27 protein-coding genes are annotated in these 26,861 nt (G+C 35.2%); 16 read left to right on the forward strand and 11 right to left on the reverse strand.

Annotation, left to right across the window (positions count from 1 at the left end; all coding sequences use genetic code 11):
* The first annotated feature begins 753 nt into the window (after positions 1-753).
* Complete coding sequence (locus tag CY0110_RS22555; protein WP_008277892.1) at positions 754-2,370, forward strand: SPFH domain-containing protein; 1,617 nt, start codon at positions 754-756, stop codon at positions 2,368-2,370.
* Between the two features lie 45 nt (positions 2,371-2,415).
* Positions 2,416-3,537 (forward strand): tetratricopeptide repeat protein, encoded by a 1,122-nt coding sequence (locus CY0110_RS22560; RefSeq protein ID WP_008277893.1) that lies wholly within the window; start codon positions 2,416-2,418, stop codon positions 3,535-3,537.
* A 69-nt stretch (positions 3,538-3,606) separates the two neighbouring features.
* Here CY0110_RS22560 and tnpA read toward each other — a convergent pair whose 3' ends face one another.
* Positions 3,607-4,017, reverse strand: coding sequence for an IS200/IS605 family transposase (gene tnpA, locus CY0110_RS22565; protein ID WP_035799468.1), 411 nt, complete (start codon positions 4,015-4,017; stop codon positions 3,607-3,609).
* 61 nt (positions 4,018-4,078) lie between these two features.
* On the opposite strand from tnpA, the gene CY0110_RS22570 reads away from it, so the two are divergent.
* Entirely contained in the window at positions 4,079-5,341 is a 1,263-nt protein-coding gene (locus CY0110_RS22570; protein WP_008277745.1) for an RNA-guided endonuclease InsQ/TnpB family protein, read from the forward strand.
* Positions 5,257-7,152: a C39 family peptidase gene (locus CY0110_RS28085; RefSeq protein WP_008277894.1), complete on the forward strand. Its 1,896-nt coding sequence runs from the start codon at positions 5,257-5,259 to the stop codon at positions 7,150-7,152. The genes CY0110_RS22570 and CY0110_RS28085 overlap by 85 nt, the downstream gene beginning before the upstream one ends.
* 25 nt (positions 7,153-7,177) lie before the next feature.
* Here the strand turns inward: CY0110_RS28085 and CY0110_RS22580 are convergent, their stop codons facing one another.
* Positions 7,178-8,341: an extracellular solute-binding protein gene (locus tag CY0110_RS22580; protein ID WP_008277895.1), complete on the reverse strand. Its 1,164-nt coding sequence runs from the start codon at positions 8,339-8,341 to the stop codon at positions 7,178-7,180.
* A 148-nt stretch (positions 8,342-8,489) separates the two neighbouring features.
* Here CY0110_RS22580 and CY0110_RS22585 point away from each other — a divergent pair, with 148 nt between their 5' ends.
* Entirely contained in the window at positions 8,490-8,882 is a 393-nt protein-coding gene (locus tag CY0110_RS22585; RefSeq protein ID WP_008277896.1) for a hypothetical protein, read from the forward strand.
* An 82-nt stretch (positions 8,883-8,964) separates the two neighbouring features.
* On the opposite strand, the gene CY0110_RS22590 is transcribed toward CY0110_RS22585, so the two are convergent.
* Both CY0110_RS22590 and CY0110_RS22595 read right to left on the reverse strand, forming a co-directional pair.
* Complete coding sequence (locus CY0110_RS22590) at positions 8,965-9,645, reverse strand: ExbD/TolR family protein (RefSeq protein WP_008277897.1); 681 nt, start codon at positions 9,643-9,645, stop codon at positions 8,965-8,967.
* A 34-nt stretch (positions 9,646-9,679) separates the two neighbouring features.
* On the reverse strand, positions 9,680-10,369 hold the full coding sequence (locus CY0110_RS22595) for a MotA/TolQ/ExbB proton channel family protein (protein ID WP_035800388.1): 690 nt from the start codon (positions 10,367-10,369) through the stop codon (positions 9,680-9,682).
* A gap of 256 nt (positions 10,370-10,625) precedes the next feature.
* Here CY0110_RS22595 and CY0110_RS22600 point away from each other — a divergent pair, with 256 nt between their 5' ends.
* Entirely contained in the window at positions 10,626-11,891 is a 1,266-nt protein-coding gene (locus CY0110_RS22600; RefSeq protein WP_232285788.1) for a serpin family protein, read from the forward strand.
* Here the strand turns inward: CY0110_RS22600 and mnmH are convergent.
* A complete protein-coding gene (gene mnmH, locus CY0110_RS22605; RefSeq protein WP_008277900.1) occupies positions 11,799-12,923 on the reverse strand; it encodes a tRNA 2-selenouridine(34) synthase MnmH in 1,125 nt (374 codons plus the stop codon). The two genes, CY0110_RS22600 and mnmH, sit on opposite strands and share 93 nt — an antisense overlap.
* Before the next feature lie 335 nt (positions 12,924-13,258).
* Here mnmH and CY0110_RS22610 point away from each other — a divergent pair, with 335 nt between their 5' ends.
* Positions 13,259-14,674, forward strand: coding sequence for an esterase-like activity of phytase family protein (locus CY0110_RS22610; RefSeq protein ID WP_008277901.1), 1,416 nt, complete (start codon positions 13,259-13,261; stop codon positions 14,672-14,674).
* Here CY0110_RS22610 and CY0110_RS22615 read toward each other — a convergent pair.
* Positions 14,661-15,833 carry a pyridoxal phosphate-dependent aminotransferase gene (locus CY0110_RS22615; protein ID WP_035800392.1) on the reverse strand — a complete coding sequence of 391 codons (1,173 nt, stop codon included), beginning with the start codon at positions 15,831-15,833 and terminating at the stop codon, positions 14,661-14,663. The genes CY0110_RS22610 and CY0110_RS22615 overlap by 14 nt on opposite strands.
* Positions 15,834-16,045: 212 nt before the next feature.
* On the opposite strand from CY0110_RS22615, the gene CY0110_RS22620 reads away from it, so the two are divergent.
* A complete protein-coding gene (locus CY0110_RS22620) occupies positions 16,046-16,282 on the forward strand; it encodes a hypothetical protein (RefSeq protein ID WP_008277903.1) in 237 nt (78 codons plus the stop codon).
* 25 nt (positions 16,283-16,307) lie between these two features.
* Here the strand turns inward: CY0110_RS22620 and CY0110_RS22625 are convergent, their stop codons facing one another.
* Together CY0110_RS22625 and CY0110_RS22630 are read right to left on the reverse strand one after the other, a co-directional pair.
* Positions 16,308-17,465, reverse strand: a complete 1,158-nt coding sequence (locus CY0110_RS22625; RefSeq protein ID WP_008277904.1) for a quinone-dependent dihydroorotate dehydrogenase — start codon at positions 17,463-17,465, stop codon at positions 16,308-16,310.
* 217 nt (positions 17,466-17,682) lie between these two features.
* Positions 17,683-18,414: an ankyrin repeat domain-containing protein gene (locus CY0110_RS22630; RefSeq protein ID WP_035800393.1), complete on the reverse strand. Its 732-nt coding sequence runs from the start codon at positions 18,412-18,414 to the stop codon at positions 17,683-17,685.
* Between the two features lie 356 nt (positions 18,415-18,770).
* Between CY0110_RS22630 and CY0110_RS22635 the strand changes: the two genes are divergently transcribed.
* On the forward strand, positions 18,771-19,193 hold the full coding sequence (locus tag CY0110_RS22635) for a hypothetical protein (protein WP_035800394.1): 423 nt from the start codon (positions 18,771-18,773) through the stop codon (positions 19,191-19,193).
* On the opposite strand, the gene CY0110_RS22640 is transcribed toward CY0110_RS22635, so the two are convergent.
* Positions 19,194-19,511: a hypothetical protein gene (locus CY0110_RS22640; RefSeq protein WP_008277907.1), complete on the reverse strand. Its 318-nt coding sequence runs from the start codon at positions 19,509-19,511 to the stop codon at positions 19,194-19,196.
* 245 nt (positions 19,512-19,756) lie between these two features.
* Between CY0110_RS22640 and CY0110_RS22645 the strand changes: the two genes are divergently transcribed.
* From CY0110_RS22645 to CY0110_RS22665, 5 genes are all read left to right on the forward strand, one after another.
* Positions 19,757-22,549: a protein kinase domain-containing protein gene (locus tag CY0110_RS22645; RefSeq protein ID WP_008277908.1), complete on the forward strand. Its 2,793-nt coding sequence runs from the start codon at positions 19,757-19,759 to the stop codon at positions 22,547-22,549.
* A gap of 79 nt (positions 22,550-22,628) precedes the next feature.
* Complete coding sequence (locus tag CY0110_RS28090) at positions 22,629-23,024, forward strand: hypothetical protein (protein WP_008277909.1); 396 nt, start codon at positions 22,629-22,631, stop codon at positions 23,022-23,024.
* 92 nt (positions 23,025-23,116) lie between these two features.
* Positions 23,117-24,904, forward strand: coding sequence for a tetratricopeptide repeat protein (locus CY0110_RS22655; RefSeq protein ID WP_008277910.1), 1,788 nt, complete (start codon positions 23,117-23,119; stop codon positions 24,902-24,904).
* Positions 24,905-24,946: 42 nt separating this feature from the next.
* Entirely contained in the window at positions 24,947-25,234 is a 288-nt protein-coding gene (locus tag CY0110_RS22660) for a hypothetical protein (protein WP_008277911.1), read from the forward strand.
* Entirely contained in the window at positions 25,222-25,446 is a 225-nt protein-coding gene (locus CY0110_RS22665; RefSeq protein ID WP_008277912.1) for a hypothetical protein, read from the forward strand. Before CY0110_RS22660 ends, CY0110_RS22665 begins: the two co-directional genes overlap by 13 nt.
* A gap of 59 nt (positions 25,447-25,505) precedes the next feature.
* Here the strand turns inward: CY0110_RS22665 and CY0110_RS22670 are convergent, their stop codons facing one another.
* Both CY0110_RS22670 and CY0110_RS22675 read right to left on the reverse strand, forming a co-directional pair.
* Positions 25,506-25,739, reverse strand: coding sequence for a YgiT-type zinc finger protein (locus tag CY0110_RS22670; protein ID WP_008277913.1), 234 nt, complete (start codon positions 25,737-25,739; stop codon positions 25,506-25,508).
* Between the two features lie 2 nt (positions 25,740-25,741).
* Positions 25,742-26,050, reverse strand: a complete 309-nt coding sequence (locus CY0110_RS22675; RefSeq protein WP_008277914.1) for a DUF4258 domain-containing protein — start codon at positions 26,048-26,050, stop codon at positions 25,742-25,744.
* Between the two features lie 84 nt (positions 26,051-26,134).
* Here CY0110_RS22675 and CY0110_RS22680 point away from each other — a divergent pair, with 84 nt between their 5' ends.
* Positions 26,135-26,560, forward strand: coding sequence for a helix-turn-helix domain-containing protein (locus tag CY0110_RS22680; RefSeq protein WP_008277915.1), 426 nt, complete (start codon positions 26,135-26,137; stop codon positions 26,558-26,560).
* 25 nt (positions 26,561-26,585) lie between these two features.
* Positions 26,586-26,861: nucleotidyltransferase family protein (locus tag CY0110_RS22685; RefSeq protein WP_008277916.1), on the forward strand; the 276-nt coding region annotated here is incomplete at its 3' end.

Raw genomic sequence — 26,861 nt, forward strand, 5'->3', positions numbered from 1 at the left:
AATATACAAATCTAAGCTATTTAGAATGATAGCTTAGATAAGATAAGTAAATCGCTTTGAATGTCAGAAATGATCTATATTTTTTAACACTGTTCTTTCAATGCACACTTATGTATGAACATAGTGAGACAGCATGAAAAAATAGTTGATATAACTGAGAAGGAAATGATAACCTTTTTTAAGGCTGAAGTCGATCAAAACTAGGTGAGGATGGGTTTTCATGGTGATTATATCTTTCGTGCAAAGTGGAATTTATAATTAACAGGATGGATTCAGTTAAAGCGGGTATAGTCAGCACAAAGTAGACAAATATATGCTTGCCTAAACTCATTGAGAGTGGTTATATTTAATAACTTCTCGAAGAGACTGTTATTTCGCCTCGCGTCAAAGACTAACTTTCTTAGAAGATGAAAATTAGCTTTTTATCAAAAGTAACTAAATTAATTATCTGTTAGCTTCATTATAAAGGTTAAACTTAGATTCCGCAAGGGTTTATTTGATAATTTATGATAATTTAAAGCTATTGATATTACTTATCGATTAATTTTGAAATCAGTCATCGATCAGTTTATTTAGTACAAGACTATTAACCAAAGAGCAACGATTTCCATTACAAAAATATATATTAAGGCTTTTATTATTATCATTAAACTCCACTTAAGAAAATCTTTAATTTATTTAAAGGATCTAATTATATTACTTAGGGTTAGGCTTACGATGAGATAGCAATTAAGAATAACGAGGAGAAAATAAATGCACATTCACTCAGCGTTGCTTTTTCATTTTGCTCAAGTTCCGATAAAAAGCGAAAATATTAAGCTTTTCATGACGCAACCGATTCCAGATACTACCATAAACCCTAAATCTTTAGAGGTGAAGACAGCACAAGCTACTGGAAATTTCTTATTAATTATTCTAATAGTGTTTTTAGCAATAGGTTTTATAGTAGCTCTTTTTAAAGAACCTTTAGCTGCTTGGATGAGAACAGCAGGAGAATCCCAAAAACAAGAAGAATCTAAACAAGCATCTCAACAAGAATTTGCAGTATCTCTAAATATTTCTGATGTTCGTACCGAAGACTATTTTCGCGCAATAATACAGGGAACAGTTTACCTCAAAATTGACACGACAAAAAATGTAACTTTATTAAAGTCTACAGATGGCATTATTACTAATGAGAGGGTTATTAGTTTTTTTAAAGATACCTTTGAAAGTGCTATAAGAGAAGCAGCTAGTAGTAAGGGATTAGACGAAATTTATAAAAATAGAGTGCAGTTTAGTACACAAGTAAAAGGAATCCTTGATGGAATTATTCAGGGTTCTTTTTTAATGATTAAGTACGTTGTTATCGGTAATGTGGATGAAAGTAATAATTATGATCCTGATAATTATTTTGATGCTCAAGCTCTTCAAAAACGAATGGAGACAATTCAATTAGCAATTCTAGCAACTCGCAGAGTAGAATTAGCTAATGAGAAACTGATTGAAACAGAAGAATTAGAGTTTCAAAAACAGCACTTACAGAATAATAAAACTCTGGAAACAGAAAAAATAACTGTTGAATTTGAAATTGAAAAGTATAAAAACTCTAAAGACAATGAACTAGAACAAGAAATAGAAACATCAGCAATTAATATGATGAAAACAATTGAAGAATATAAAGCAAGCGTAGAAGAAGCAATTCAAACTGCAAAAAGAAAGATAGAAAAGGGAGAAATTAATACAAGGATAGACATTGAACAACATAGAGCGATAGAAGAAGAGAAAGTGGTGATAGCAAATAAAGCTTTACAAATAATACAAAAACAAGCAGAACAAGAAATAGAACAAGCAGAAATAACAGCTACCATAACAACAATACAAGCAGAAACCACGAAATTAGAAGAAGAAAGACTGCGAGATATCAAACTTGAAACAAATACTACAGATATTGAAATGAAGCAAGTTGAGCGTGAAAATGAAAAAACTAAGAGTATTAAGGACAACAGGTTAGAGAATGAAGTCGCAATTATTCAACAGTTAGCTGGAGCAGAAGAAAAACGCTATAAAGCGGTACCAATTAGTGATTTGGATAGTTTAATTAAACTGATTCGAGAGGAATTATTAGCCAAAGGACAGGATGCACAACTAACGATAATTAAACAAATTGTTGAATCCCTTGCCCCTAAAGAAAATGCTTTAGGGAATTCAAATGTTTACACTTTTTCTAATAGTGATGCAGAAGATATAAATAAATTAATGTTTTCTACCAGTGGAATGCACCTCATTAATTCTTTTCTGAATAGTAAATTAGGGCAACAATGGCAAAATAACCTAACTAATGATAATGGAGCAAGTGAAAATTTAGTAGAGATGACTAACGTAGAATAATTTTTTTAACAATTACTAACTTATTTTTCTAGAGAGAATAAAACAATGACAGAACAAAAAAAGACAATTCATGTCGGTTATTGGTGGGCTTTTTTATTAACCTTTGGATGTGGGTTGGCTTTAGTCGCAGTTTTTACTATCCTGATCAGTCACAGTAACCCTACTGCTGCTCCAATTTATTTATCTTTAACCTTAGCTGGTGCTTTAGGTGGTATTCTTTACTCTATCTCAATTGATGGTTCGTTAGAATTACCAAAATGGGGAGATAATGGACATAGTGTTCATATTGGTTCTATTGGAGAGATTTTTTTAGGCATTTGTGGTGCTTTTATTGCCTATGTTGCTTTACCTGAAGAGCTTAAATCTTCTATCACAGAAGATACAACACAACTAGCACAGCAATTAGCCAACCAAGGACTAACACAAGCACAAATAGAATTAATTCTTGAACAAGCTGCAGAACAAGTAGATAGTGCAACATCTAGTCTCATTGCCTTTGTGACAGGATTAGTGGGAGGATATGGAGGTAAAGCTATCCTTAATGCTGCTTTAGGAAGGGTTATCGGTCAGGTTGAAAATGTTAATCTAATTGAAGAAAATAACAAAAGACTGGCTAAAGAAGCTAAACAACTGAGTGATGAACAATCTATTATTAAACAGGTAAATCAACAACTTCAAGAAGGACTACCCACGTCAGAAGTTTATGATCTGGTTGAAGAGATCAAAAATGCGCCCCAAGATGTTCAAGAAGAAGCTTTCAGAAGAGCAAAAGAAATCCGTCGCTTGAGTTGGCGAACCAAAGCCTTTAAATCAGAAATACCCAAAACCATTCCTATTTTTGAAGCTTTAGTAGACAGCGATCCCAGTAACCATGAATATCACGCTCAACTGGGTTACGCTTATAAAGATTCTCTTCCCCCCAGACTAGAAGAAGCTATTACTCAACTTAATGAAGCGATCGCCTTACGAGGAAATCAAATCATCAGTACAACCTGGAAATATGAACTAAACCGAGCTTTAACTAGGATGATGCAAGAAGAACAGCAAGTTAGTAGCAATGGTCAAATGTCTCCCTGGCGCGAAGAAATCTGGCAAGATATTGTTAAAGTTGATCGCAACTATGGCATCACCAAAATTTTAATTGAACTTCAGTGCGTCAGTCCCTAGTCTCAGCGTAGCGGACTAGGGAAGGAAAGCACGACAATTTGAGGACTCAATGTCCGAAAAATTGTCAAATTAACTTTTCGGAGCATCTTGGTTCTTGATATATTCTTTTAACTTTTCAATAGGTGCGCCACCAGAAGAAGTGACATAATAAGACTTAGACCAAAAAGAAACTTTGTCTTTATAAAACTTAGTTACTTGTTCAGGAAAGTCTTTTTTCATGACTCTAGCTGTCGAACTTTTAAGACACCCTGCAACTGTAGAAATAGAGTTTTTAGGATGGAAATCTAATAAGATATGGACATGATCCATTTCACCCGAAAACTCTAGTAACTCACAATCCATTTTGCGAGATACTTGCCAAATCATTTCTCTTAATCGCTCTAGCATTAGGGCGGTTATTACTTTGCGTCTATAGTGAGTAACAAAAACAAAGTGTAACCGCACACTAAAAACACTATGTGACCCTTTTCTTGGTTTCATCTTGACACCCTACAGGTAATTAGACTAAAATCATCATATCAGTTCTGTTGAGGTCGGCAACATGGCTACTAAAAGAATCACGTTTAGACTTTACCCAAATAAAGAACAAAATGAGAAACTTCATTATTGGAGACGTTTACACAAAGATTTATACAATGCTTGTGTAGTTAATCGAAAAACTCAATACAAAAAGTTTGGTAAATCCATTAATTACTTTGACCAACAAAACTCATTACCTGAGTTTAAAAAAGATTGGCCAGAATACAAAGACCTTGGTAGCCATGCCCTTCAAGCAACTGTAAAACGGGTTGATTTTGCTTTCCAACGTTTTTTCAAGATTAAATCAGGTTATCCGAAACTAAAGTCTTCAAGAAGATATAAAGGGTGGACTTATCCTGATAAAGCTGGTTGGAAAATAGACAGTAATGGACATCATGGAAAGTTGACACTTTCTAATTTTGGAACAATAAAGATGAGGGGTAAAGCAAGAGATTGGGGAACACCAAATACTTGCACTATCATCTTTAAACAAGGAAAATGGTACGCTTCTGTTACTGTTAGTTGTGATCCAAAACGAGAAACAGGTAAAGAGGCTTGTGGTATCGATTTTGGGACTCATCATGCACTTGCTTTTGACGATGGCACTGTTATTGATAATCCTAGATTTCTCAAACAATCACAGGATAAAATCAACAAAACAGCAAAGAAATCTAGAAAGAAACGTGCAGGAAAAAAGGGAGTAAAAGGGTCTAGAAGATGGAAAAAAGCTGTTAGAAAAATCGGTAAGATTCAATCTTTAGTTGGTCGTCAAAGACAAAACTGGCATCATCAAGTTTCCACACAAATAGTTAGCTGTAATAGCTTGGTGGCAACTGAGAAATTAAACCTAAAAGGAATGACCAAAAAAGCTAAAAGAGGTAGCAAAAGAAAACGTCAAAAGACTGGATTAAATCGGTCAATTCTTGACGTTGGAATTGGTAACTTAAAATCATTAATAAAAAGCAAAGTTACCGAAGCAGGTGGGTTTTACATTGAGGTTCCTACTCGAAAAGTTAAGCCATCTCAGACTTGTCCTAATTGTGGTCATCAAAAGAAAAAGACATTAGCAGAACGCCAGCACAACTGCGAAAAGTGCCTTTATAGTTGCGACAGAGATGTTGCATCAGCCCAGGTGTGTTTAAACTGGGCAAGGGGGCAGGAACTGTCCTCTTTAGACGTAGAGTCGCCTAGCTCTACTTTATGCGGAAGCATGAGGCAACTAGGGGCGAAAAAGCACAACAATGCAAAGAAGCGTCAGAAACATCTAGCTCAACAAAGTGGCTAGATGTAGTTCATAGCAAAGACGAAGCCGTTGATATTCCCCTCAAAGATTGGTTAGAAATCAATCAGGATTGGATTAAACAACAAAGTGGAGGAACCCGTTTACTCGAAAAAGCCTTTAACGTTGCTCTCAGTCCAACCCCTCTTATTGAACCTGATATTGTAGAAAGAAATGGTGACAAAATAGGGATATTAAGAGGTCGCAAGGATGTTGAAACCCTCAAAGAAGAAGCCAAGTCAGGATCTGTAGGGACGCAGTTACTCAGAAGGAAGCGCAGTTCTAAATCTGATTTACTTCGCAAAAACACCAACTGGAAAACAGTTCCCTCTGGTACAAAAATTGAAGCAACTCACCTCACCTACCTTAAACGTTACACTCTTAGCGCATTAGACCTTCAAGATGATCAAAAAGTTGAAGTTCCCGTCGGAAAAGATTACTATGTTCGTCAATATGCACCGACAGCAGACGGTCATTGCTTAGTGGAATTAGATTATGAGTCTGGGGTTTGGTATATTTGGCCAAGTCATTGGCATTTACCTTGGGAAGACCAGAATAAAGACAATAGCCAAGAGTTATCCTCTAGTACAAGTGCAGTCATAGCCAAAAAGACTACAACAGATATTGTCACTCGCCAGCAAGCGAAATCAGTTTATGGACGAACTTTAACCGATCAACAATTTAACGACTTAAACGACTGTTTGAGGCGATTTGAGATTAATACCGTACCACGAGTCAGACATTTTCTCAGCCAAACTGCTCATGAAAGTGGGGGTTTAAAGTGGATGAAGGAAATTTGGGGACCAACTTCTGCACAGCGAAGTTATGATCCGCCTCATCGTAAAGCAAAAGAACTAGGCAATACAAACATGGGTGATGGGAAAAAATATCGAGGCGGTGGTGTTATTCAATTAACGGGTAAATATAATTATCAAAAGTTTGCTAACTTTATTGATGATCCTAAAGTTATGCAAGGGGCAGATTATGTGGGTAGTATTTACCCTTTTAGTAGTGCCGGTTTTTGGTGGAAAAATAATAATATGAATGCACTGTGCGATGCAGGTGGAACTGTTAAGCAAGTCACCAGAAAAGTCAATGGTGGTTATAACGGACTCAGCGATCGTCAACGTTACTATGATAAAGCGGATCAGATAATCAAGTCGATTCCTACTCCGAGTCCTGATGAGAAGGTAGAACCTATTGACAACCTGCCAGTTCCTATCATCGATCCATTAGCCAAGGATTACAATAATCCAGAAGCAGTTAAACGACAAATTGATAGATTAAGCAAATACTTGTCACCCGGAAAAACCTTAAATCTGGATGTCAAAACCAATTATTTTAGTCAACGAGACAACTATACTCAACCTCATCGGACTTGCAATAGTAGTAGTAATGCTATGTACTTAGATTGGTTACTGCGAGTTACCGGTAAACCAGGTTTAGGGGGAGATAATAACTATCTTCAAAAAGTTCTGGCAAAAGGGGATACGATTTATCATGGAATTCACACTCAAATCATCAAACAGTATGGTTTCAACACAAAATGGAATACAGATCGAGATTTACCGTTTATTCATGATTTAATTAAGGCCGGTTTTCCTGTTCCTGTTAATCTACTTCATCGTGGCACTATTTCTGCTCCAACAGGCGGTCATGTCATTATGTTGATTGGCTATAAAAATGATTCTTGGATTGCCCATGATCCCTACGGTACTTTAGAATCAAACTATACAGTCCATAACGGGGCTTATAGTCGTATCAGTGAACGAGAATTTAAAGCCAGGTGGCAAGGGGGTTACAGAATGTTAGCCTAATTTTTATCTCTTTAACTGATAACTGTTAGCTGTTTCTTATTTCTTTCCAAAGGTTAATATATTGTTCTTGAACTTCCGTTGATAAAGGTTCTAAAAATTCACATTGCTCGAAAATAGTCTCATCAATAAATAATAAAGGATTATTCATGATCTCTGGAGAAACTTCTTTTTTATCTATCCTATCAATCATCGGAGAAGCAGCATCAGCGAATAAAGAAATGATTTTTGCTGCTTGAGGTTGCCAACAAAAATTAAGCCATTGTTTAGCCGTTTCTGATAACTCGTTTTGGCCTTCTTTTACTTTTGGTTTTACCCAAATATCAGACCATAAAGAAGTCCCAGAAGTTGGAACCACTGCTTTAATATTACGGTTTTTAGTGATGAGAGGAATAATTTCATTTGACCATCCCACACTTACGTCAACATCTCCCACTAATAGGGGTTGTAAATAGTGATCCGAACTATAATATTTGACTTGTTCATTTAAAGCTAAAAGTTCTGTTTTTAACTGAGGAACTTGAGCTAAATTTTCCGTATTGTAGGAGTGTCCTAAGTATTTTAAAGTTAATCCGATCACTTCTCTATATTGATCCACCATAGAAATGCGATCGCTTAATCGTTGATCCCATAAATCAGACCAATCTTGAGGTTGCCAATCTAGTTTATCGGATCGATAAGCAATTAAGGTGGTTCCCCAACGATAAGGCGCACCCCAAATTAACCCATTGTCTTGTAACTGTCCCTGTTTATTCCGTTTGACCAATGTTTGCCAACGAGAGGGTAACTTATCCCAATTTTCAACCTGGGTTAAGTTTAGGGGTTCAATTAAGTCTTTTTTAATGGCATCAGCTAACCAGATATCTCCCAAAGTAACAAAATCACTCAGAGAAGGAGGGGGAGGATTAATAACAGGAATTTTCGGTATTTCTTGCCATAAACCCTTTTTGTTTTCATCTTTACCTTGCCAAGTTTCCAATAGAGAAAACAAGTCTTTTAATTGACCTTGAGGTTTAAAATCGAGAGAGGGTTGCGAAGAAAGATTTTGACGAAAAGCCTTGAGTAATTGAGGAGGAATAGAACCTTGTAGCAATAAAACCCGTAAATCAACGTTAGAACTAGCACAACTAGATAACAGATTTCCTAATGCTAAAATTCCTGCAGTAGTAAGAAAAGAACGACGGGTAAGCATAAAATGTACTGTATCGAAGGTTACGGTTAAACTTATCGATTAATTAAGAGTAGTGAAGTAATCGTTAAATGAATCAGGAATCTGTAACTATCTTTCTCAGGTAATTCTAGGATTAACAGTAGCACAGTTTTTAGTGATGGGCATTCTTATGGATGGGTTACAACAACAAATTAATGAACTTAATCAAAAAGTTACGCAACTCCATCATATTGTTGAAAAGCTTAGCTTACAGATGGGGACATCTCACCTTCACAGCGAGGCAGTGGTTAACGAAAAATCACATAACCAATCCCCCTCTATAGCCAATGTTTCTACTTCGGTTCCTCCGAATACACAGAGAAACAGCCATTATCAATCCGTGATGGAGCATAAAGACATTTTACTCGATGATAGTGAAAGTCACACCTTAATCGCTCCTGAAGAAGAACCTTTATTAACCACCGATCTTCAGGTGAGACGATTAACCGCACAACTAACGGCAGCTTATAATCGTATCGCTGCCTTAGAAGAGCAATTATTAGCTTGTCGCATGATGCCTTGACAGGGCAAAGTGACGAGACAGAAGGGGCGTAAAAGCCGTTACAGAATCAGCCTCTGATGACATTAAGTTTTTCTGTTAAGGGTTAATTATTAGGCGTAGTGGTTTGAGGAATAGGTGACCCATTGGGTTGAGACGGAAGTGCAGGATTAGTCGGATAATTACCTAGCCCGTTAGCAGGATTATTAGGATTGTTAGGCATAGTCGAAGGAAAATTATTAGGATAGCCTCCAGGTAAGCCATTTTGGGATGGTATTGGGCTTAAGCTCGGATCATTCCAGGTACTGCTGGCTTCATTTTCCCCAGGCAAGGTGGCTAAGGCAACGCGATCGCCCCCAACTTCTCGTAACATATCTAGAAGTTCAATCACCTCGTTATAAGTGGCATTTCTAGAAGCATGAAGTACCATTAAACCTTCAGGATTCAATTGATGATAGCTCTTAATCTGATTAAATAATTGATTACGAGTCACCAATTGTTTTTCTACATACACTTGGCCAAAATCATCGAGACTCACCACCAACATCTCTCGCATTTGGGGGGTGCCTGATGCTGCTCTGGGTAAATCTAAACTAATGGCTTGCTGACGAGATAAACCCACAGCCCCAAGGATAAAGAAGGTCAAAATACAAAAGATCACATCGATCATGGGTAAAATTTCGATGCGAACTTCTTGCTGCCCTGAAGAATCTTGCCACAATCTAAGCGGACGGGAATGAATCGAAGAATTACGGGATTTCTTATTAGAGGTTTTACTAACAGTCATAGGTCAATATTTAAGAAAATGAGTATATTCGTGCTTATTGCTCAAAAGTCTCTGTAAACTTTGAAGGAGTATTGCCAGAGAAAGCAGAGGGATTTCCTTCGCTGTCTGACCAGCGTTGACGATAAATTACTTCTAACTCACTGCCGGCTTTACGAAAAACCCTTACCTGATTAGACCAAAGGGACTGAAAAATCCGATAAAAGGTCAAACTGATAATGGCAACAATCAATCCTGTCGCAGTTGAAATGAGGGCTTCCCCGATACCCAGGGTAACACCTGTGGTTGAGGAAGTGCCGAGATCACTGATTTGGATATTGCCTAAAGAGGTAATCAGTCCTAAAACTGTCCCCAGTAATCCCAATAAGGGAGATAAAGCAATCACTGCTTCTAGTACCTTATCCCCTCGTCTCATCAAAGCTAGTTCATCATCAGCTGATGATTCTAGGGCTAAATGGAAAACCTCTGGATCAGGATTATCTAATCTCAGAGGCCCATAGAGAAAATTACCGATGGGATGTTTACTATGCTCTTTGGCTACCTTGGGGGCAGCATCCCAGTTACGAGCAGCGGTTTCTAGGACTCGATTTAAAATTTTTCCTTCTTTGAGCAGAAATCGTATCCAAAATATAGAACGTTCAATAATGGTGCTTAAAGCTAATACAGACAAAATCAGAAGCGGCCACATAGCCACCCCGCCTTTTGTCATAATTTCTTGGATATTCACAGTTTTGATTAACCTCCGTTGCTGATCCCCATCGATAGACAGATTAACAGTTGTAATGATTTATTTACAATTTATTAGACTCATGTTTAGCAATCAATTATATCCTCAAAGAAGGAAACATTGTTTAGCCACAAAAACAAAACTCACACAAATTATTACATAAGTGTTTATGCTGAGACACATTCGAGTTTTAAAGCTAACCACAGTGAACATTGCCGTATTGTAAATAGGATGGATGCTGATGAGGACTCTAAAAATGACGAAGGCCACGGTCGGCGTTCTTTCTATCTGTTGTTTGAGTGGTTTAATTGCTCTGTCAAAAACATACTTTTCTAGTATTTTTACCGACGTGAGAGGGTTACACGAAGTTTCCCCCAGAATGATTTTTCCTCAACCCACTCTACAAGAGAAACAGTTAGTGGATGCACAAGTGGAATTTGGCTTTAAGTTATTCTCTACTTTAACGAAAAATCAAAAACCCCAAAATATCTTTATCTCTCCTACCAGTATCGCGCTTACTCTATCTATGCTTTACAATGGGGCAACAGGAACCACTCAAAAAGAAATTGCTAGGGGTCTCAGCTTTCATGATATTAGTGTCGATACCCTCAACCGTGGCAATCAAATGCTACAACATGACTTAAATAGTCATCCTTCCTATGGTTCTTTGGCTATTACTCATTCTCTTTGGGCTAGAGAAGGGTTTTCTTTTCGTTACCAATTTCTCAAAGATAGTCGTAGTTATTATCAAGCTCAAATAACCAATTTAGACTTTGCTAGCTCTGAAGCACAAGGCATCATGAACCGTTGGATAACGGAGGAGACTCAAGGAGAGATTCAGACCATAGTCGATTCTACTCAGGCTGATGATGTTCTTTTTCTCATTAACACTGCTTCTTTTCAAGGATTCTGGAAAACTGGCTTTGATAGAAATTTAATCAAAGATAAACCTTTTTATATAACCGATACATCGGTTAAAATTTTCCCTTTTATGTCTCGAGAAGGAATTTATAATTTCCTAGAAACACCTCAATTAAAAGCCATAGAACTTCCCTACGACAATGATCGTTTTAGTTTATATTTATTTTTGCCAAAACCTGAATATAATTTATCTAAAATGGTAGAAAAGTTAACTGCTGAAAAGTTATCCAAACTATTATCTAAATTTCGGAAAACTCAAGCTTTATTAGAATTACCTCGCTTTAGGTTAAATTATGAGGTGGATTTAACTGAATCCTTAAAAAGCTTAGGATTTTCAACGATGTTTGATCCGGCTAAAGCAGAATTTTCGGAGTTAAGTTCTCACCCTACTTATGTCAACGGGCTCAAACATCAAACTCTTTTAGTTCTTGATGAACAAGGAATTAAACCTGCTACCCCAAACAATTTTGTTGTTGAAACAGCATCAGTTGATAATGTCGTAGAAAAATCATCTTTTATTGTTGATCGCCCTTTCTTCTCTATTATCCGAGATAATCAAACAGGAAATATTTTGTTTATGGGAGTGATTGTCGAACCTTAAAGTTTCTCTGAAATAATTAAAATTCAAGTCCGATAGTTGAATAGTTTGTATTATTTTTGGAGACATTTTCTTTAAGGATCTTCGATAAGCAGGATCGTAATGAACGATTAATAAATCTTGAACCAATTTTTTCCATTGTTTACTATCGATCCAATCATACCACTGACTCAGTTTATCCCATCCATAATAATTTTTTAAATATTGCAATTTATTTTTGAGAATTTCTGGATTTTCTGTTAAATAATGATATTCTTTTAATAAAAAATCAACTCTTCTTTCTAAAGGTAACTGAATTTCAAAACAAGAAGATTGTTTCATTTTTTTCCATAAACTTCCTGGCAAGTAAACATTACCAATCTTATAACTTTCTGATTCTATCCAAATAGGCCGATTGAGATCAAATTTTTGAAATTCCTGTAATAATAAAGAATCAAAAAATTTTTGTGATGGTTGATTGATGATATTACCTTTCCATTGTTCTCCTAATAGTGATCCCCGATGGTTAGCAATGTTTTCTAAGTCTAGAACTTGATAACCTTGTTGTTTTAAACTTTGTAAAAAATAAGTTTTCCCGGTTCCTGTTAATCCACAAAGAATATTATAATCAAATTGTAATGGTAAACTTGCTAATTCTTTGCAAACATAAGAACGATAGGTTTTATAGCCTCCTTTCAAAACAGTCACTTGCCAGCCAATTTGAGCTAACATAACCGCTAAACTTTGGGATCTTTGTCCCCCACGCCAACAATAAACTAAGGGAGAATAACAGGGATCTTTTTCTAAAAAATGTTGATTAATTTGATCAGCAATATTATCAAAAACTAATGAGGCTCCTAATTTTTTGGCTTCAAAGGCAGAAACTTGTTTATAAATGGTTCCAATCTTTTTTCGTTCTTCATTATGAAGTACAGGTAAATTAATTGCTCCAGGAATATGATCTTCAGCGAACTCATTTTCTGATCTAACGTCTATGATTTCACTAGGATGTTCTAATAAAGGAAACTGAGTAAACTTTGGTATTTTTAAAGTCATTGTTTATCTTATCGCTTCTCTCATTCTACCTTAAAATAATACTATTATCATCAAATTATTTTCATAGGTTTACTCTTTGCCATCTCTCTATCGGGATAATTATATTTTTTATTGTTATATTAATTAATACAAAATATATTTTTTTGTACTTAAAAATTTTTCTTTAAGGTGTTTAAGTTAAAAGCAAGTAATAATATAGTTAACTAAAAGTTAAGCAAAATAAATATTAAAATAAACTTTATTTTCTTGATTATCATTAAACATCTAAGTTAAGATATCCGACGTTTGAAAACTGAAAAATTAGCCCTAACAATTAATTCATTTTGGAGATTATAATGACCCTAAAATCTAATTTACTTAAAATCTTTTTTGGCGTTTGTCTTGCTACAAACATAACTCAAGTAGCCAGCGCACAAAATTATAAATTGACAAATTATGATTTTAATAATAGACCCAGTTTAGGACAAGTTCTTAATGAAAATGGCGAGTTGACTGATATTTTTCTAGGGGGACTTTCTGGCTTATATTTTGAAAGATTTAATGGTAATAATTTACAGTTTATTACCCATCCTGATCGCGGATCAATTCCCTTCCCTTTTCCTGATTTGCAGCCTGAGATTATTCGTTTTGAATTAGATACAACCAGCAATAATATTACAATTACAGACCGAATTAATTTATTTCAATCTGATGGAACAACCCCTTTATCCGTACGTCCGAATTTACAAGCAGGAGAACAAGGAACCGCTTACACGGATCAATTTGGAGTAGATTTATTCGGTAATTCAGTTTCTAATGATCCGTTAGGTGCAGACTTAGAAGGGATTGTTATTGATGAGCGTGATAATAGTTTTTGGATGGTGGATGAATATCGACCGGCAATCTATCATTTTAATCCTTCAGGAACCCTATTAAATCGTTTTGTTCCTATGGGGACAGCAGCAGCAGGAAATGAACCATTAGGAATCTTTGGAACAGAGATTATTCCTTCAGTTTATGCTCAAAGAAGAGCTAATCGAGGGTTTGAAGCAATTGCATTAAATCAAGATACTAATTCATTATATGCTTTCATTCAAAGTCCTATTGATAATCCCGATAATACAGGGGATACAACCTCAAGAAATAGTGATATTTTGCGTATCTTAGAACTGGATATTAGTAACCCTACAAATCCTTTAGTTAGTGGCCAATTTGTCTACTTACTCAATAATGATTTATATGACACTAACGTAGACAAAATTGGGGATGCTGTTTGGTTAGAAGATAATCGTTTTGCTGTGATTCAACGAGATTCTGATCTTGGTTTAGATGCTAATAAATTAGTGTTTGAAATTGATTTATCTGAAGCTACTAATTTAGAGACAGATGTTTTTAATTTACTACCGAATCAAACTTTAGAAGAACATACAGCAGAAGAGTTAGAAACAGCAGGAATTATTCCTGTTGATAAAACCTTCTTATTTAATTTACCCGACTTGGGTTATTTAGCAGGAGATAAACCAGAAGGGTTAGCTTTAATTCCTGGAAAACGACCTAGTTTTGTTGTTATTAATGATAACGATTATGGGTTATTAGATGACGAAATTTCTGGCGATGGTCAACAAAATTTTAATCCCAATCCTATTCCTGTGGTAGTAGGTGTTATTACCCCAGTTCCTGAACCTTCTAATCATGCTTTATTAGGAACTGTTTTATTGCTAGGAATAGGTTCAATATTTCGTCGCTATGTCGATGTAGTTAGACGGGGTTAATTAGATGTTTTAATCCTTGCACTAATCTTTCAATTCCTATGGTTGCTGTTTCCTGTTGTAGCGCACCATAAGCAATACGTAAATAGCAACCTTTTTTTATTCCGAATGTTTCCCCTGGTAGTACAGCTATGTTATAAGTTTCAATTAGCTTTTTCACTAATTCAAAATCCTTCATATCGGTATTAATTCTTAAGAAAAAGTAAAAGGCTCCTTGACTGGGGACTAAGGTACAAATATCTTGGAGTGGTTGAAGATGATTAATAAAAATATTTCTAACTTTATCAATTTCTCCTATGTATTTTTTATAGTAATTTTTCCCAACAGTTAAAGCTCCTAATGCTGCATATTGAGAGATGACAGGAGGACAAATCAAAATGGTATCTTGAATCTTTTTTACTGCTTCTAATAAATGGTTAGGAATGACCATATATCCAATTCTCCAACTAGCAAATCCATAAGCTTTGGATAAACTATATAAGGAGATAGTATAGGAATCACTATCTATAATTGAAGCAGGAGAAAAATGTTTAATTCCATCGTAAGTAAAATATTCATAAGCTTCGTCAGAAATATGGTAAATACCTTTTTCTTGACAAAGTTGATTAACTTCTTTCAAACTTGACTCAGAATAAACCACACCAGTAGGATTATTAGGAGAAATGGTAACAATAGCACGAGTTCTAGGAGTAATTGCTGCTTTTATTTTATCTAAACAAAGTTGATAGTTATCATCAGTTTTTACTAAAATAGGGTGACAACTAGCCATTGTAATTGCCATTTCATGGTTAAAATAATAAGGAGTATTAAGTATAATTTCGTCTCCAGCATTGGTAATGGCTAAAATAGCATTCATAAACGCCATATTTGACCCAGCGGTTACCACGATAGAACGATTATTATTAATATTTATCTGATTATCTTCTTGTAATTTTGTGACAATTTGCTTCAGTAAGGGATCAATACCTCGAACCGATTTATACTGATGATTAGCAGGATGATTTAAAAATTGACTAATCTTTTCAATTGCTTCTTGAGGAGGTGGATAAAAGACGACTCCTTGTCCTAAGGAAATAGTACCAGAATTTTCCCTTATCAACTGCCCTATTATGGGTATTATAGGAGATTGTACCCTATTCATTCTTGAATTGAAATGGTTCATTGATTGCCTTTATTTTTACTGATACGAGTGGTGCTTGTCTATAACATTAATCTTAATTATTTTAATAGCTATCATAGTTTGCTGACAATGAAAAGCATCAAATAACTTAAGAAAAAATTTATTAAATAAATATTATTAATTTTGTTGATTTAGATAAAATTAAATATAATAAAAGTTAGTAGAAAATTGACTAAATAGCAAAAGGATAAATCATGGATAAAGACACCCAATTTGCTTTATTGGTAATAGGATTACCCTTAGTTGGCTTAATGTATTGTGGATTAATTATTGCCTTTTTAATGAATAATCCTTTTGGTCGAGAACATCCCTTAATTACAGGATTTGTGGTGATGGTTGTTCCTTTTTCCACCGCAGCTACAATCTGGATTAAAGCCTCAGCTAAAGCCTATAAAGCACATGAATTAAGAAACCATCCCAATAAGGAATAATAGAAAATAGTGATAATTGACTTTATTAACGTACTTTTTGTTCAAGTAACTTATTAAAATCCATCCCCACCGCTTCAGAAATATGGGACAATTTATACTTGTTTAATTTCTTAACTAATCCTTGGTTAATATTAGTAATACACCAAGGACCCTGATAAATCCAACCTGTATATAATTGTAATAAACTCGCTCCTGCGGTAATTTTTTCCCAAGCATCTTCCGCCGTAAAAATACCACCAACCCCAATAATAGGTAACGTTCCTTGGGTTTGTTCGTAAATAAAACGAATCACTTCCGTTGATCTTTTCCGAATCGGTTGGCCACTAATTCCTCCCGCCTCTTCTTGAATAGGATTGCCCGTTTTTTCGAGAATATTGGTTTTTAATCCTTCCCGTTTAATGGTGGTATTGGTAGCAATAATTCCAGCTAATTCGTAAGTTTTAGCCAACTTAATAATTAACTTAATGGCTTCCCAATTTAAGTCCGGGGAAATCTTAACCAAAATAGGTTTTTTCCCTTGGTTAACTGATTGTAATTCGTGTAAAATAACATTGAGTTGTTCTCCTTCTTGTAGCGATCGCAGTCCAGGGGTATTAGGAGAACTAACATTAACCACAAAATAATCTGCATCTTTCTCAAGATAACGAAAACTACCCACATAGTCCATTGCTGCTTGATCTAAAGGGGTACTCTTCGACTTACATAAATTAATACCGATAGGAATTTGACGAGGTTGCCGTTGCCAAGCTTTCTGTAACGTTTGGGCAACCTGCTGGGCCCCTTGATTATTTGCACCTAAACGGTTTAAAGCAGCTTGATCCTGGGGTAAACGGAATAAACGAGGTTTTGGATTCCCAGGTTGAGCATGAAGGGTTACAGCCCCAATTTCAGCGAATCCAAAGCCCATATGACTCCAGATACCAGATGCCAAACCATCCTTATCACACCCAGCAGCCAACCCCACAGGAGTTTTAAAGGTTAATCCCCATAAATTTTGCTGTAAACGGCTATCCTCAAAGGTGAAAGAATGATCTAAATTCCCTAATATCCACTTTCCCCATACAGTGTGGCGATTTTCGTCAAGACGGTGAAGGGTTTTCAGAAGTTGATGATGGGCATTTTCTGGGTTATTTTTAGCTGCTGCTAGGACAAGGGGATAAAAAGGTTGGGCAAAATTAAACATCATATCTAAGGGAGTTGGAAGTTCAGGATTATTCCCTTTCTTTAAATTTAGGTTATATCTAGTTTAGGAGAATAAACCCAGAATCAGCATAACGCTATATTCTTACAAAAACTATTAATTAGATATTAATTTTTGATCGTGAGGAGTAAATAGTTATATATTAGTTCATACTTTTCTTTTACACTAATTATTATCAATATCAATAAATATTTCTTACTTATTCTAGTCCGCCATAATTTTTTAGAACTTTAGCAACATTTTGATATCCTTTTTCTAACGCAAGTGTTAGAGAAGTTTTACCATTCAGCATACGAGCATTAACTTCTGCTCCATATTGAAGTAAATACAAAACGACTTCTTCTCGTTCTATCCAAGAATTTGATGCCGAGTGTAAAGGAGTAGCTTTATTATTTGCTTTTGCATTAATATCCACTCCTTGTTCAAGCAATAATTTTATAATATCTTGATGACCATGACTTGCAGCCCAATGTAAAGTAGTATGTCCTTTTAGAGTTTTAGCATGAATATCTGCTCCATATTGAATTAATAATCTTACAATTTTGCTTTTACCACTTATTACTGCACCATACATAGGCGAAATTCCTTCCTTATTTTTAGCATTAACATCTATTCCCTTTTCGAGCAAAAACTCGACTAACTTTTGATTCCTAGATATTGCTGCATGGTATAAAAAATTTGCCCCTTCAGTATCCTTAATATTAATATCAACACCTTGTTTGAGATATTTTTTGATAGTAGTAATATCTCCATTAATAGCTGCTTCATGTCTTCTATTTATGTAAATCGGTAGTATACTTGGAGCAGAAATAGTTATCAAGCCAAACAACCACAAAAAATAGTAAAGCTTATTACCCGAATAGCTTTTGAAGGTTAAAGTAATAAAACAAATAAAAAGTATAAAAGCGAGTGACCGCGTAAAAAATAACATATAGTTGACTCGAAAAAATAAACGAATATAAAGATCGACGGACTCTTATTTAATACAAAATTACTATATTTTCAGTCTATTGGGTCAATTGGTATATTAATTAACAGTTTGGGATTATTTTAGGAGCGTCGAAGTAAAAATCTGACATAATGCGATCGCTTCTTTACATAAAAATTTAGTTTGATAACGGGAAAATATGGGAATAATTTTCTAATTTTTACGATTTTCTAGACCATTCACATTTCTTTAACTTCAAAAAAGATTAAGCGTTCTTTAAATTTTTCTTGTTTCTGATTCCATTTTCAAGTATTGTCGTTATCATTACACACATATAACCTTACTCCATAAAAACTATCATGAATCTATCCATAAGAAAGCCATATAACTTATTGGCTTATGTAACAACTGCTACTTTTTTCTTAGGTATGACTCTAAGTTCCTCCGCATCAAATGCACCGTTGAAAAAGTATGAGAATATTAATCTCAAACAATTCAACGAATGTATAAAACCTCCCAGTTCTAATGGTTCAGAACAAGGTTGGGCTGATTACCAAGGCGAAAACCAAGGTAAAGTTGAGTTAAAAGTTAGGAATCAACCCATGATTTCTGATGGTACCGTTGCAGCCACCTTAAACTATAAATTTGAACCATCACAAGAATTATTAACCCTAGAAATCAAAGAAAAAACCTCGTTTATGTTTGGCATGATTCAAGCATCAAACGAACAAATCTGGGAAGGATTCGACGGTTTAATTAAACAATGTCGTAGCTACAGCTAATTAAAAAGGGAAAGACACCCTTACTCTTTCTTCGGGAGCAGGTCTTTCTTGACGAATATCAAGAGAAGGAGAACCATTCCTATCATTAATACGAATTCTGGTTTGAGGTCTTCTTTGTTCTTCGACCCCCACTGTCAAGCGACCATTCTCATCAAAAACTCTTACATTCGTTCGGCTGCGGCGACGACGTTCGTTAGAAAAATCGACTCGAACATCATCCCCCAGTTCAATAATTTGAGCGTTAACGGTTTTCGTCCCCATTGAAGAAGTGATTACGACACTAAGGGTCAACATTGCAAACATAGAAATCGATTTCATGGGAAATTCTCCAAAAACACTCAATACGCAACAGACAATTATTACGATGCCTCAGGAAAATGTTACCCTTGATTTTTGTCGGGTTACTTCCCCCAGTTGTATGATTTATCTTTAAGATTTTTTACGGTTAAAACTAGCCCACGGATTCTAACCCGTGGGTTTTCTTGATTTTAAGGCAGTCCAAATAAAGATAGGATAAAGAAAGAATAATTAAATAAATTTAGATTACTTAAATAACCCAATAAATGCGCTGTTTAAACTGCCACCTTGATAACCTTCCCGAAACCACCCAACTTTGTCCCAATTGTGGGGCGCAGGTTCTCTCTTTGTTACAAGAAGTGTTACCCCAAGGCACCCAACTGCGATCGCATACATACTGTTTAGACAATGCGATGGGAAAAGGCAGTTTCGGCATTACTTATCGCGCTCATCATACCGCCTTAAAGAATCCTGTCGCCATCAAAGAATTCTATCCCGTCGAATATGTCTCCCGAAATATTGAAACCAAACTTTTAATTATTCCAGCTAAACATCAAGACGTATACAAACGAAGTTTATATCGTTTTTTACAAGAAGGACAGATACTCGCCAAGTTGAATCATCCTAACGTCGTTAAAGTTAGAGATTTATTTGAAGAAAGGGGTACCGCTTACATTGTCATGGAATTGGTACAGGGTAAAACCTTATTACAAGAATTAGAAAATCAGCCTAATAAAAAACTATCTCCTCAAAGAATAGAAAAGTTAATTGAACAGTTAGTTAATGCCTTAACGACTATTCATGAAGCAGGCATTTATCATCTGGATCTTAAACCCGAAAATATGATCTTGACGCCTACAGATCAGTTAATTTTAATTGATTTTGGAGCAGCTACATTAGCCGATGATGCTAAACGAAAAAGAACTCGTTCTTTTACCGAATGTTATGCAGCCCCAGAAATTATGTCAGGGGGAGAAGTTGGACCCCAAAGCGATCTATTTGAAGTAGGAATGATTCTCCACGAACTATTAACAGGAAAATTACCACCTCCAGCCATGACTCGCGTTTTAGAAACCGATACTTGGCAACCTCAAGGGTTAGACTATCCTTGGGATATGTTAATCGTTGATGCGTTAAGAATTCAACGAAGCGATCGCAGCCCCACTGTAGACCAATGGTGGGAATCACGAAAGCAAAAAGAAGGAGATATTATTAGAATTGATCAAAAAAGCATTGAAAACTTACAAGGGAAATTCATATTACCTTTATTACAACAACAAGGAATGGTTCATAAATTGGGGCAAGGTTGTATTAGAAAAGTGATTCCCATTAATCAAAATAAAGTATTAGTGATAGAAGCAGGAGGAGCCTCTTTATTAAATATTAATAATAGAACTACTCATTGGGAAATTGACTGTCCTAGTTCCTGGGGAGACGTTAGTAAGAATAAAAAACTATTAGCCTTAGTTTGGCAACAAAACATCTATTTATGGGATTTGACCCAAGGAAAATTCTTACGACAATTGCAAGGTCATTCAAAAAAAATTACTGGTCTTGCTTTTAATAAAGATGGCTCTTTATTACTATCAGGAAGCCTCGATGAAACCTTGATTATATGGGAAATTAAAACAGGAACAAAACGTCATGAATTATCTGAACCAATGGGACGAATAACGGCTGTTGCTTTTAGCGAAGATAATCAATTTATTGCCTCTGGTTCCCATACCGGGATTGTTAGAATTTGGGGAGCCATATCTGGTCAAGAATGGCGATGTTTAGAAGGCCATGGAACAGCGATAGAAAGCTTGATTTTTAGCTCAGATAGCAAAGTTTTGGCATCAGGAGGACGGGATAAAACCATCCATTTATGGAACGTTACTTCAGGAAAATCTCAACAAGTATTAGAAGGACATCAGGACTGGGTAACGGCATTAAGTTTTAACCAAAATGCCGATAAATTAGCTTCTGCATCTACAATTAACGATAAAACTATTCGTATTTGGTCTGTTGCAAAACAACAACAAACTCAACAACTAAAGGGTCATACAAACAGTATTCAAGCGATTGCTTTTTGTCCCGATGATCGTTATTTGATCTCAGCAGCATCTGACAACACTATCCGTCTCTGGGATCGAAAAACTGGAAAAGCAATCAAACAACTACAACAACACACCAATTGGGTGTATAGTGTAGCCTGTAGTCCAGACGGTCGTTGGATAGCCATCGGATACAATGATTGGACTGTGCGTCTTTGGGATATTATCGAGCAACGAGAAGTTAATTGTCTTGAAGGTCACGAAAGTTCTGTTTCTAGTGTGGCCTTTTGTCCTGATAATCAACATCTTATCTCCGGCAGTTGGGACGGAACCCTACGAGTTTGGGATATCCATACAGGAAAATGTAAACGTATTTTACAGGATCATCAAAACTGGATCAGTAGCGTTGCAGTCAGTCCCAACGGTCAATGGGTTGCATCGGGGGGTTGGGATAAAACCGTCCATCTTTGGGAGATTGCTTATAGTTGGACTCAGTTTCAAGCAACTAAACCCACTCGTATTTTACAAGGCCATTTAGAAGATATTGAAGGGGTTGCTTTTAGTCCGAATAGTCAATTAGTTGCTAGTTGTGGTAATGATAAAACGATTAAAATATGGGAAGTTGTATCTGGTCAACAAGTTCAACAATTAGAAGGTCATAAATATAGTGTGGAGGATGTAGTTTTTAGTCCTGATGGTCAATTTATTGCTTCAGTGAGTCGAGATAAAACTGTTAGAGTTTGGCACATTATTTCGGGTAAAGAAGTTCATAAATTTCAAGGTCACACCAATTATGTTTATTGCGTAGCATTTAGTTTAGACGGTCATTATTTGATTTCAGGAGGAAAAGATAAAATGATTGCAATTTGGGATTTAATTTCAGGAGAATTAACTCAATTAATGCAAGGACATACCAACGATATTAATAGTATTGCTTTTACTGGAGACGGTTCTTTTTTAGTCTCTGGGGATAATGATGGAGTGGTTCGGTTATGGAAACTACAGTTAGAAAATGGGAGTTAGGAGTCAGGAGTCAGAAGTCAGAAGTTAGGAGTCAGTAGACAGGAGTTACAATAAATTTGTTGGTAAATAGTGAAAAATAATGGAACCGTTTACAACTGCAAAAATTCTAGAGTTTGTGATAGGTGCAGTGATTACAATGGGAGTCGAAAATCTCCCAACTGCTACTAAAAAACTCTGGCAAACCATCCGTAACCGTCTGCAACATCAACCCGTTGCAAGCACAGCAATAGGGGAAATTGAAGAAAACCATTCGCCGAACCAAATTCAAAATTTAGCCCCCTTCTTAGACGTGGAAATGCTCAATGATGAGACGTTTAAACAAGAGGTGCAGCAATTAGCGAAAGAAGCCATGAATCAAGACAAAGAAACCATTAATATTCATATTGCTAATGCTAACAGTAGTCCCGTTGTCGGTAAACAAGACGGAAGCAATAATACAATTATCGGTACACAAGTTAACTTGGGAAAGGAATAGGGGAAAATGATGTACAACGACTCATAGAATTTTGGCAGGAAAAACCTGATAGAAAACCCACATTATCATCAAGTGTCATTACATCACCACCTGTGGTTAAACCTTGGGTGGATAGGTTAGAAGAAATGACCACTATTCAAAGTTGGATTGATGATAGTAACGTTAATTTACTGGGTATTGTTGGGTTAGGTGGAATGGGAAAATCGGCCTTAGCTGCTTATTTTTACAACAATTTTTCTACTCATCAAAAATTTTGGGCTGATGTTAGTTTAAATCCCGATTTTGCTGCTTTTGCTGAATCCATTATTAAGGGGTTATCAGGAACAGTTAATGCGACGGGTGATGTTAATATTTTAATCGCTGACTTATTCAAGATTTTACATCAAAATCCTTGTTTATTGGTGGTGGATAATGTAGAAACATTGTTAGACGAATCAGGAGAATGGCAAAACGAAAATTACGCATCATTCTTTCAGCGTTGGAAGCAACAAGGACACACCAGTATTTTACTATTGACCACAAGAGATAAACCAAACCTTTATCGAGGAGATAATTATTGGTATTCTCTGGGAAGATTCACAGTTGATGAAGGGAAAACATTATTAAAAGCATTACAAATTGAAGGAAGTGACCAAGATTTAGGAAATTTAGTTACTAAAATAGATGGTCATGCTTTGACCTTAAGATTAGTAGCAGCATACCTCAGAGAATATTGTGATAGTCAACTAAGTCAAATTACAGAATTAGGGTTAGATGAATTTGAATTAATATATAACGAAGCATCGGGACTGCATCGCAATAAAACCGATGCACAATTATCATGGATATTAGAACAACATTTAGACCGTTTAAGCGAAAAACAAAGACAGTTTTTAGTTAATTTATCTGTCTATCGTCAACCCTTTGACGTAACAGCAGCAACCAGAATGTATATCAATGCTAATTTGGTAGAAGGAGAGACAGAAGAACCCATTAAACCGATAGAAGTAAAAAAAGAATTACAAAATTTATTCAATCGTTCCTTATTATCTCGTAGCAATAAAAAAGGTTATGACTGTCCCCTATTACTGAAACCCTATTTACAGAAAAAATATCCCGACTTAACTAACTGTCATCAAATAGCGATTAATTATTATTCATCCATTGTTCCCCCTCCACCTTGGACAAACCTGGATGAGATACAAGGATATTTAGAGATTTTCTATCATTACTATCAATTGGCAGAATATGACGAAGCATTAGACTATTTGCATTATATTGATGAATTTATGAACCTTCAGGGATATTATGATCTTCGGGTGAAATATTATTCAGATTTAGTAACGGTATATGAGGAGATAGATGATAAAAATAATTGGAAATATCCTGCTTCTCTTGGTTCTTTGGGGAATGCTTACGATTCCCTGGGACAATATCAAGAAGCGATAGAATACCATCAACAGTCTTTAGCTATCACTATAGATATTGGCAATAGAAACGGTGAAGCATATTCCTATATAGGTTTAGGGAATGTTTACCAATCTCTGAGACAATATCAAGAAGAGATAGAATACTATCAACAGTCTTTAAATATTTTTATAGAAATAGGAGATAGAAACGGTGAAGCAAATACTTGGTTCAATTTAGGAAATACATTCAAGAAATTAAACCGTAAATCAGAAGCAAAAGAATGTTATCAAAACTCTCGTCAATTATCTCAAGCAATGGGACTTGATAGAGATGTCCAAGAGTGTAACAATCAACTCATCAAATTACAAAGAGGATGGTTAGAAAAGAGTTTTTATTTTATCTTAGCAGTGATTAAGTTTCCTTTTGCTTTAGTTGTGTTTGTTTTATTAGTAATTTGGAGATGGATTAAATCAGTTATCAGTAAACAGTGAACAGTTATCAGATGAGGATGAAACTTGATAAAATTTGAAATCATGACCCCTCTGGGTTTTACAGTTCGCACTTCCAATAATTATTGGCAAAGATTGATAGAAAAACATCCTGACATTGAAGAACTTGAAGACTTAATCATGCAAAGTTTAGCTTCTCCTGATGAAATTCGACAAAGCAGAAGTGATGCCAATGTTTTATTATTTTATCAATCATATAAACAAAAACGTTGGGTTGTGGCAGTTGCTAAGCGTTTAAATGGAGAGGGATTTCTAATTACTGCTTATCAAACTAATGCTATTAAAGAAGGAGAAACACTATGGCACAAATAAAAGTTTATTATGAACCCGAAACAGAACTTTTAACTATATTTTGGCAAACTCCTAGGAAAAATCAAATCTGTACTGAATTAGATAATGGTATTATTTTAATTCAAGATTCTATTACAAATGAACCGATTGGTGTAGAAATTTTATCTTATCATCCAGGAGATAATCGTTTAGATAGTGTTAATGTAGAAATGGGTCAAATAAGTTATCAGTGAACAGTGAATAGTTATTAGATAAAAACAAATGAATTTCTAAGACATTTATTTTTGGATTCCTATCCTTTGTAAGCAAAAACATCAACTTGAATAGCTTTAATGGGTTGAGTATTTCCTTGAAGCATTAGACGAACCTTTTCAGCAATTTCACTACTAAAAATAACTTCTCCACAACGATCGCAAACCTTAGCAGGAATATTTTCAACCATAACTAACTTTCCTTTAACCTCAAAAGTTTCATTAACGTTTCTTTCTTGAAAATCCTTTGATCCGCAATTATAACAAACAGACATATTTACCTCCGTTTTGAATAATTAATCCACTCATTTATATCGGGTTCATAAAGAGTAATAATAGTTGTTCTACTAGAATCTAATCGAGATGTTTGAATGTGTAATGGTCTATTTTTCTGAGTAAATCCTAATAAAAGACAACTGGGAGTATATTTATCATTGGGATAGTCTTCAATAATGATAGCATTTTTTCCTGTTTCCATAATTTCTTCTCTAGTAATATTACGTTCAACAATTCGCTTTAAAGCATGACGGGTTAAATCAAATTGTCCAGAAACCAGTTGTTGACGAATTTCCTCTAGAGGTTTCATTTTTCGATCTCGTTTATACCCACCAAATTATTTATATAAAATATATATTAACCCACGCTGACTATGATAAAGAAAACTAGACAAATGACTATTACTTTTAATAGAGACATTTACGGAAGTTTACTTGCTAAGTATCAACCTAAAATTATTAAAACTGAGGAAGAAAACGAACAAGCGCACCGCAAAGCGGATCTCTTCGAGATCGCCCTTTGTGAAAAACTTTCTCATCTTGAAAATATAAGTTTAGAAGAATCAGCGTTGTTGGAATTATCAATTACGTTAATTAAAAAATATGAAGCAGAAAATTATCCTATTCCCCAAGCATTACCTCATGAAATATTGGCTCATTTAATGGAAAGTAGAAACTTAGATGTAAAACAGCTATCAAACATTTTGGGAACAGATTTAATTAATCAAGAAGTATTAACAGGAGAACGAAAAATTACTGATAAGGAAGCGATAATATTAAGTAATTTTTTTAATGTGTCTTCTGATTTATTTATAATATAATCATTATTTGTACAAAAAAAGAACAATGAAAAAAACACCGTTAACGATTAAACAGAAAATTGAAGAAAAAAGGACAGAAATTATTAAAATTGCGGCTAAATATGGTGCGGATAATATTCGTATTTTTGGTTCAGTTGCCAGAGGAGAAGAAACGGATCAAAGTGATGTAGACTTTCTTATGGATATAGAATCGGGACATAGTTTATTGCATCGTATTAGCTTAATTCAAGAATTAGAAGATTTACTAAACTGTAAAGTCGATGTTGCTAAACCTCAAACCCTTCATGAATTGATTCGCGAA

This window comes from Crocosphaera chwakensis CCY0110 (assembly GCF_000169335.1).
Lineage (GTDB): Bacteria > Cyanobacteriota > Cyanobacteriia > Cyanobacteriales > Microcystaceae > Crocosphaera > Crocosphaera chwakensis.

Coding starts and splice junctions, on each gene's coding strand:
- CY0110_RS22585 (WP_008277896.1), top strand. CDS start 8,490: ATGGATGGGTTACAACAACAAATTAATGAACTTAATCAAAAAGTTACG.
- CY0110_RS22665 (WP_008277912.1), top strand. CDS start 25,222: ATGGCACAAATAAAAGTTTATTATGAACCCGAAACAGAACTTTTAACT.
- CY0110_RS22610 (WP_008277901.1), top strand. CDS start 13,259: ATGACCCTAAAATCTAATTTACTTAAAATCTTTTTTGGCGTTTGTCTT.
- CY0110_RS28090 (WP_008277909.1), top strand. CDS start 22,629: ATGGAACCGTTTACAACTGCAAAAATTCTAGAGTTTGTGATAGGTGCA.
- CY0110_RS22600 (WP_232285788.1), top strand. CDS start 10,626: ATGACGAAGGCCACGGTCGGCGTTCTTTCTATCTGTTGTTTGAGTGGT.
- CY0110_RS22670 (WP_008277913.1), bottom strand. CDS start 25,739: ATGTCTGTTTGTTATAATTGCGGATCAAAGGATTTTCAAGAAAGAAAC.
- CY0110_RS22590 (WP_008277897.1), bottom strand. CDS start 9,645: ATGACTGTTAGTAAAACCTCTAATAAGAAATCCCGTAATTCTTCGATT.
- CY0110_RS22555 (WP_008277892.1), top strand. CDS start 754: ATGCACATTCACTCAGCGTTGCTTTTTCATTTTGCTCAAGTTCCGATA.
- CY0110_RS22560 (WP_008277893.1), top strand. CDS start 2,416: ATGACAGAACAAAAAAAGACAATTCATGTCGGTTATTGGTGGGCTTTT.
- tnpA (WP_035799468.1), bottom strand. CDS start 4,017: ATGAAACCAAGAAAAGGGTCACATAGTGTTTTTAGTGTGCGGTTACAC.
- CY0110_RS22675 (WP_008277914.1), bottom strand. CDS start 26,050: ATGAAACCTCTAGAGGAAATTCGTCAACAACTGGTTTCTGGACAATTT.
- CY0110_RS22660 (WP_008277911.1), top strand. CDS start 24,947: ATGACCCCTCTGGGTTTTACAGTTCGCACTTCCAATAATTATTGGCAA.
- CY0110_RS22570 (WP_008277745.1), top strand. CDS start 4,079: ATGGCTACTAAAAGAATCACGTTTAGACTTTACCCAAATAAAGAACAA.
- CY0110_RS28085 (WP_008277894.1), top strand. CDS start 5,257: ATGCGGAAGCATGAGGCAACTAGGGGCGAAAAAGCACAACAATGCAAA.
- CY0110_RS22620 (WP_008277903.1), top strand. CDS start 16,046: ATGGATAAAGACACCCAATTTGCTTTATTGGTAATAGGATTACCCTTA.
- CY0110_RS22630 (WP_035800393.1), bottom strand. CDS start 18,414: ATGTTATTTTTTACGCGGTCACTCGCTTTTATACTTTTTATTTGTTTT.
- CY0110_RS22640 (WP_008277907.1), bottom strand. CDS start 19,511: ATGAAATCGATTTCTATGTTTGCAATGTTGACCCTTAGTGTCGTAATC.
- CY0110_RS22635 (WP_035800394.1), top strand. CDS start 18,771: ATGAATCTATCCATAAGAAAGCCATATAACTTATTGGCTTATGTAACA.
- mnmH (WP_008277900.1), bottom strand. CDS start 12,923: ATGACTTTAAAAATACCAAAGTTTACTCAGTTTCCTTTATTAGAACAT.
- CY0110_RS22580 (WP_008277895.1), bottom strand. CDS start 8,341: ATGCTTACCCGTCGTTCTTTTCTTACTACTGCAGGAATTTTAGCATTA.
- CY0110_RS22645 (WP_008277908.1), top strand. CDS start 19,757: ATGCGCTGTTTAAACTGCCACCTTGATAACCTTCCCGAAACCACCCAA.
- CY0110_RS22625 (WP_008277904.1), bottom strand. CDS start 17,465: ATGTTTAATTTTGCCCAACCTTTTTATCCCCTTGTCCTAGCAGCAGCT.
- CY0110_RS22680 (WP_008277915.1), top strand. CDS start 26,135: ATGACTATTACTTTTAATAGAGACATTTACGGAAGTTTACTTGCTAAG.
- CY0110_RS22615 (WP_035800392.1), bottom strand. CDS start 15,833: ATGAACCATTTCAATTCAAGAATGAATAGGGTACAATCTCCTATAATA.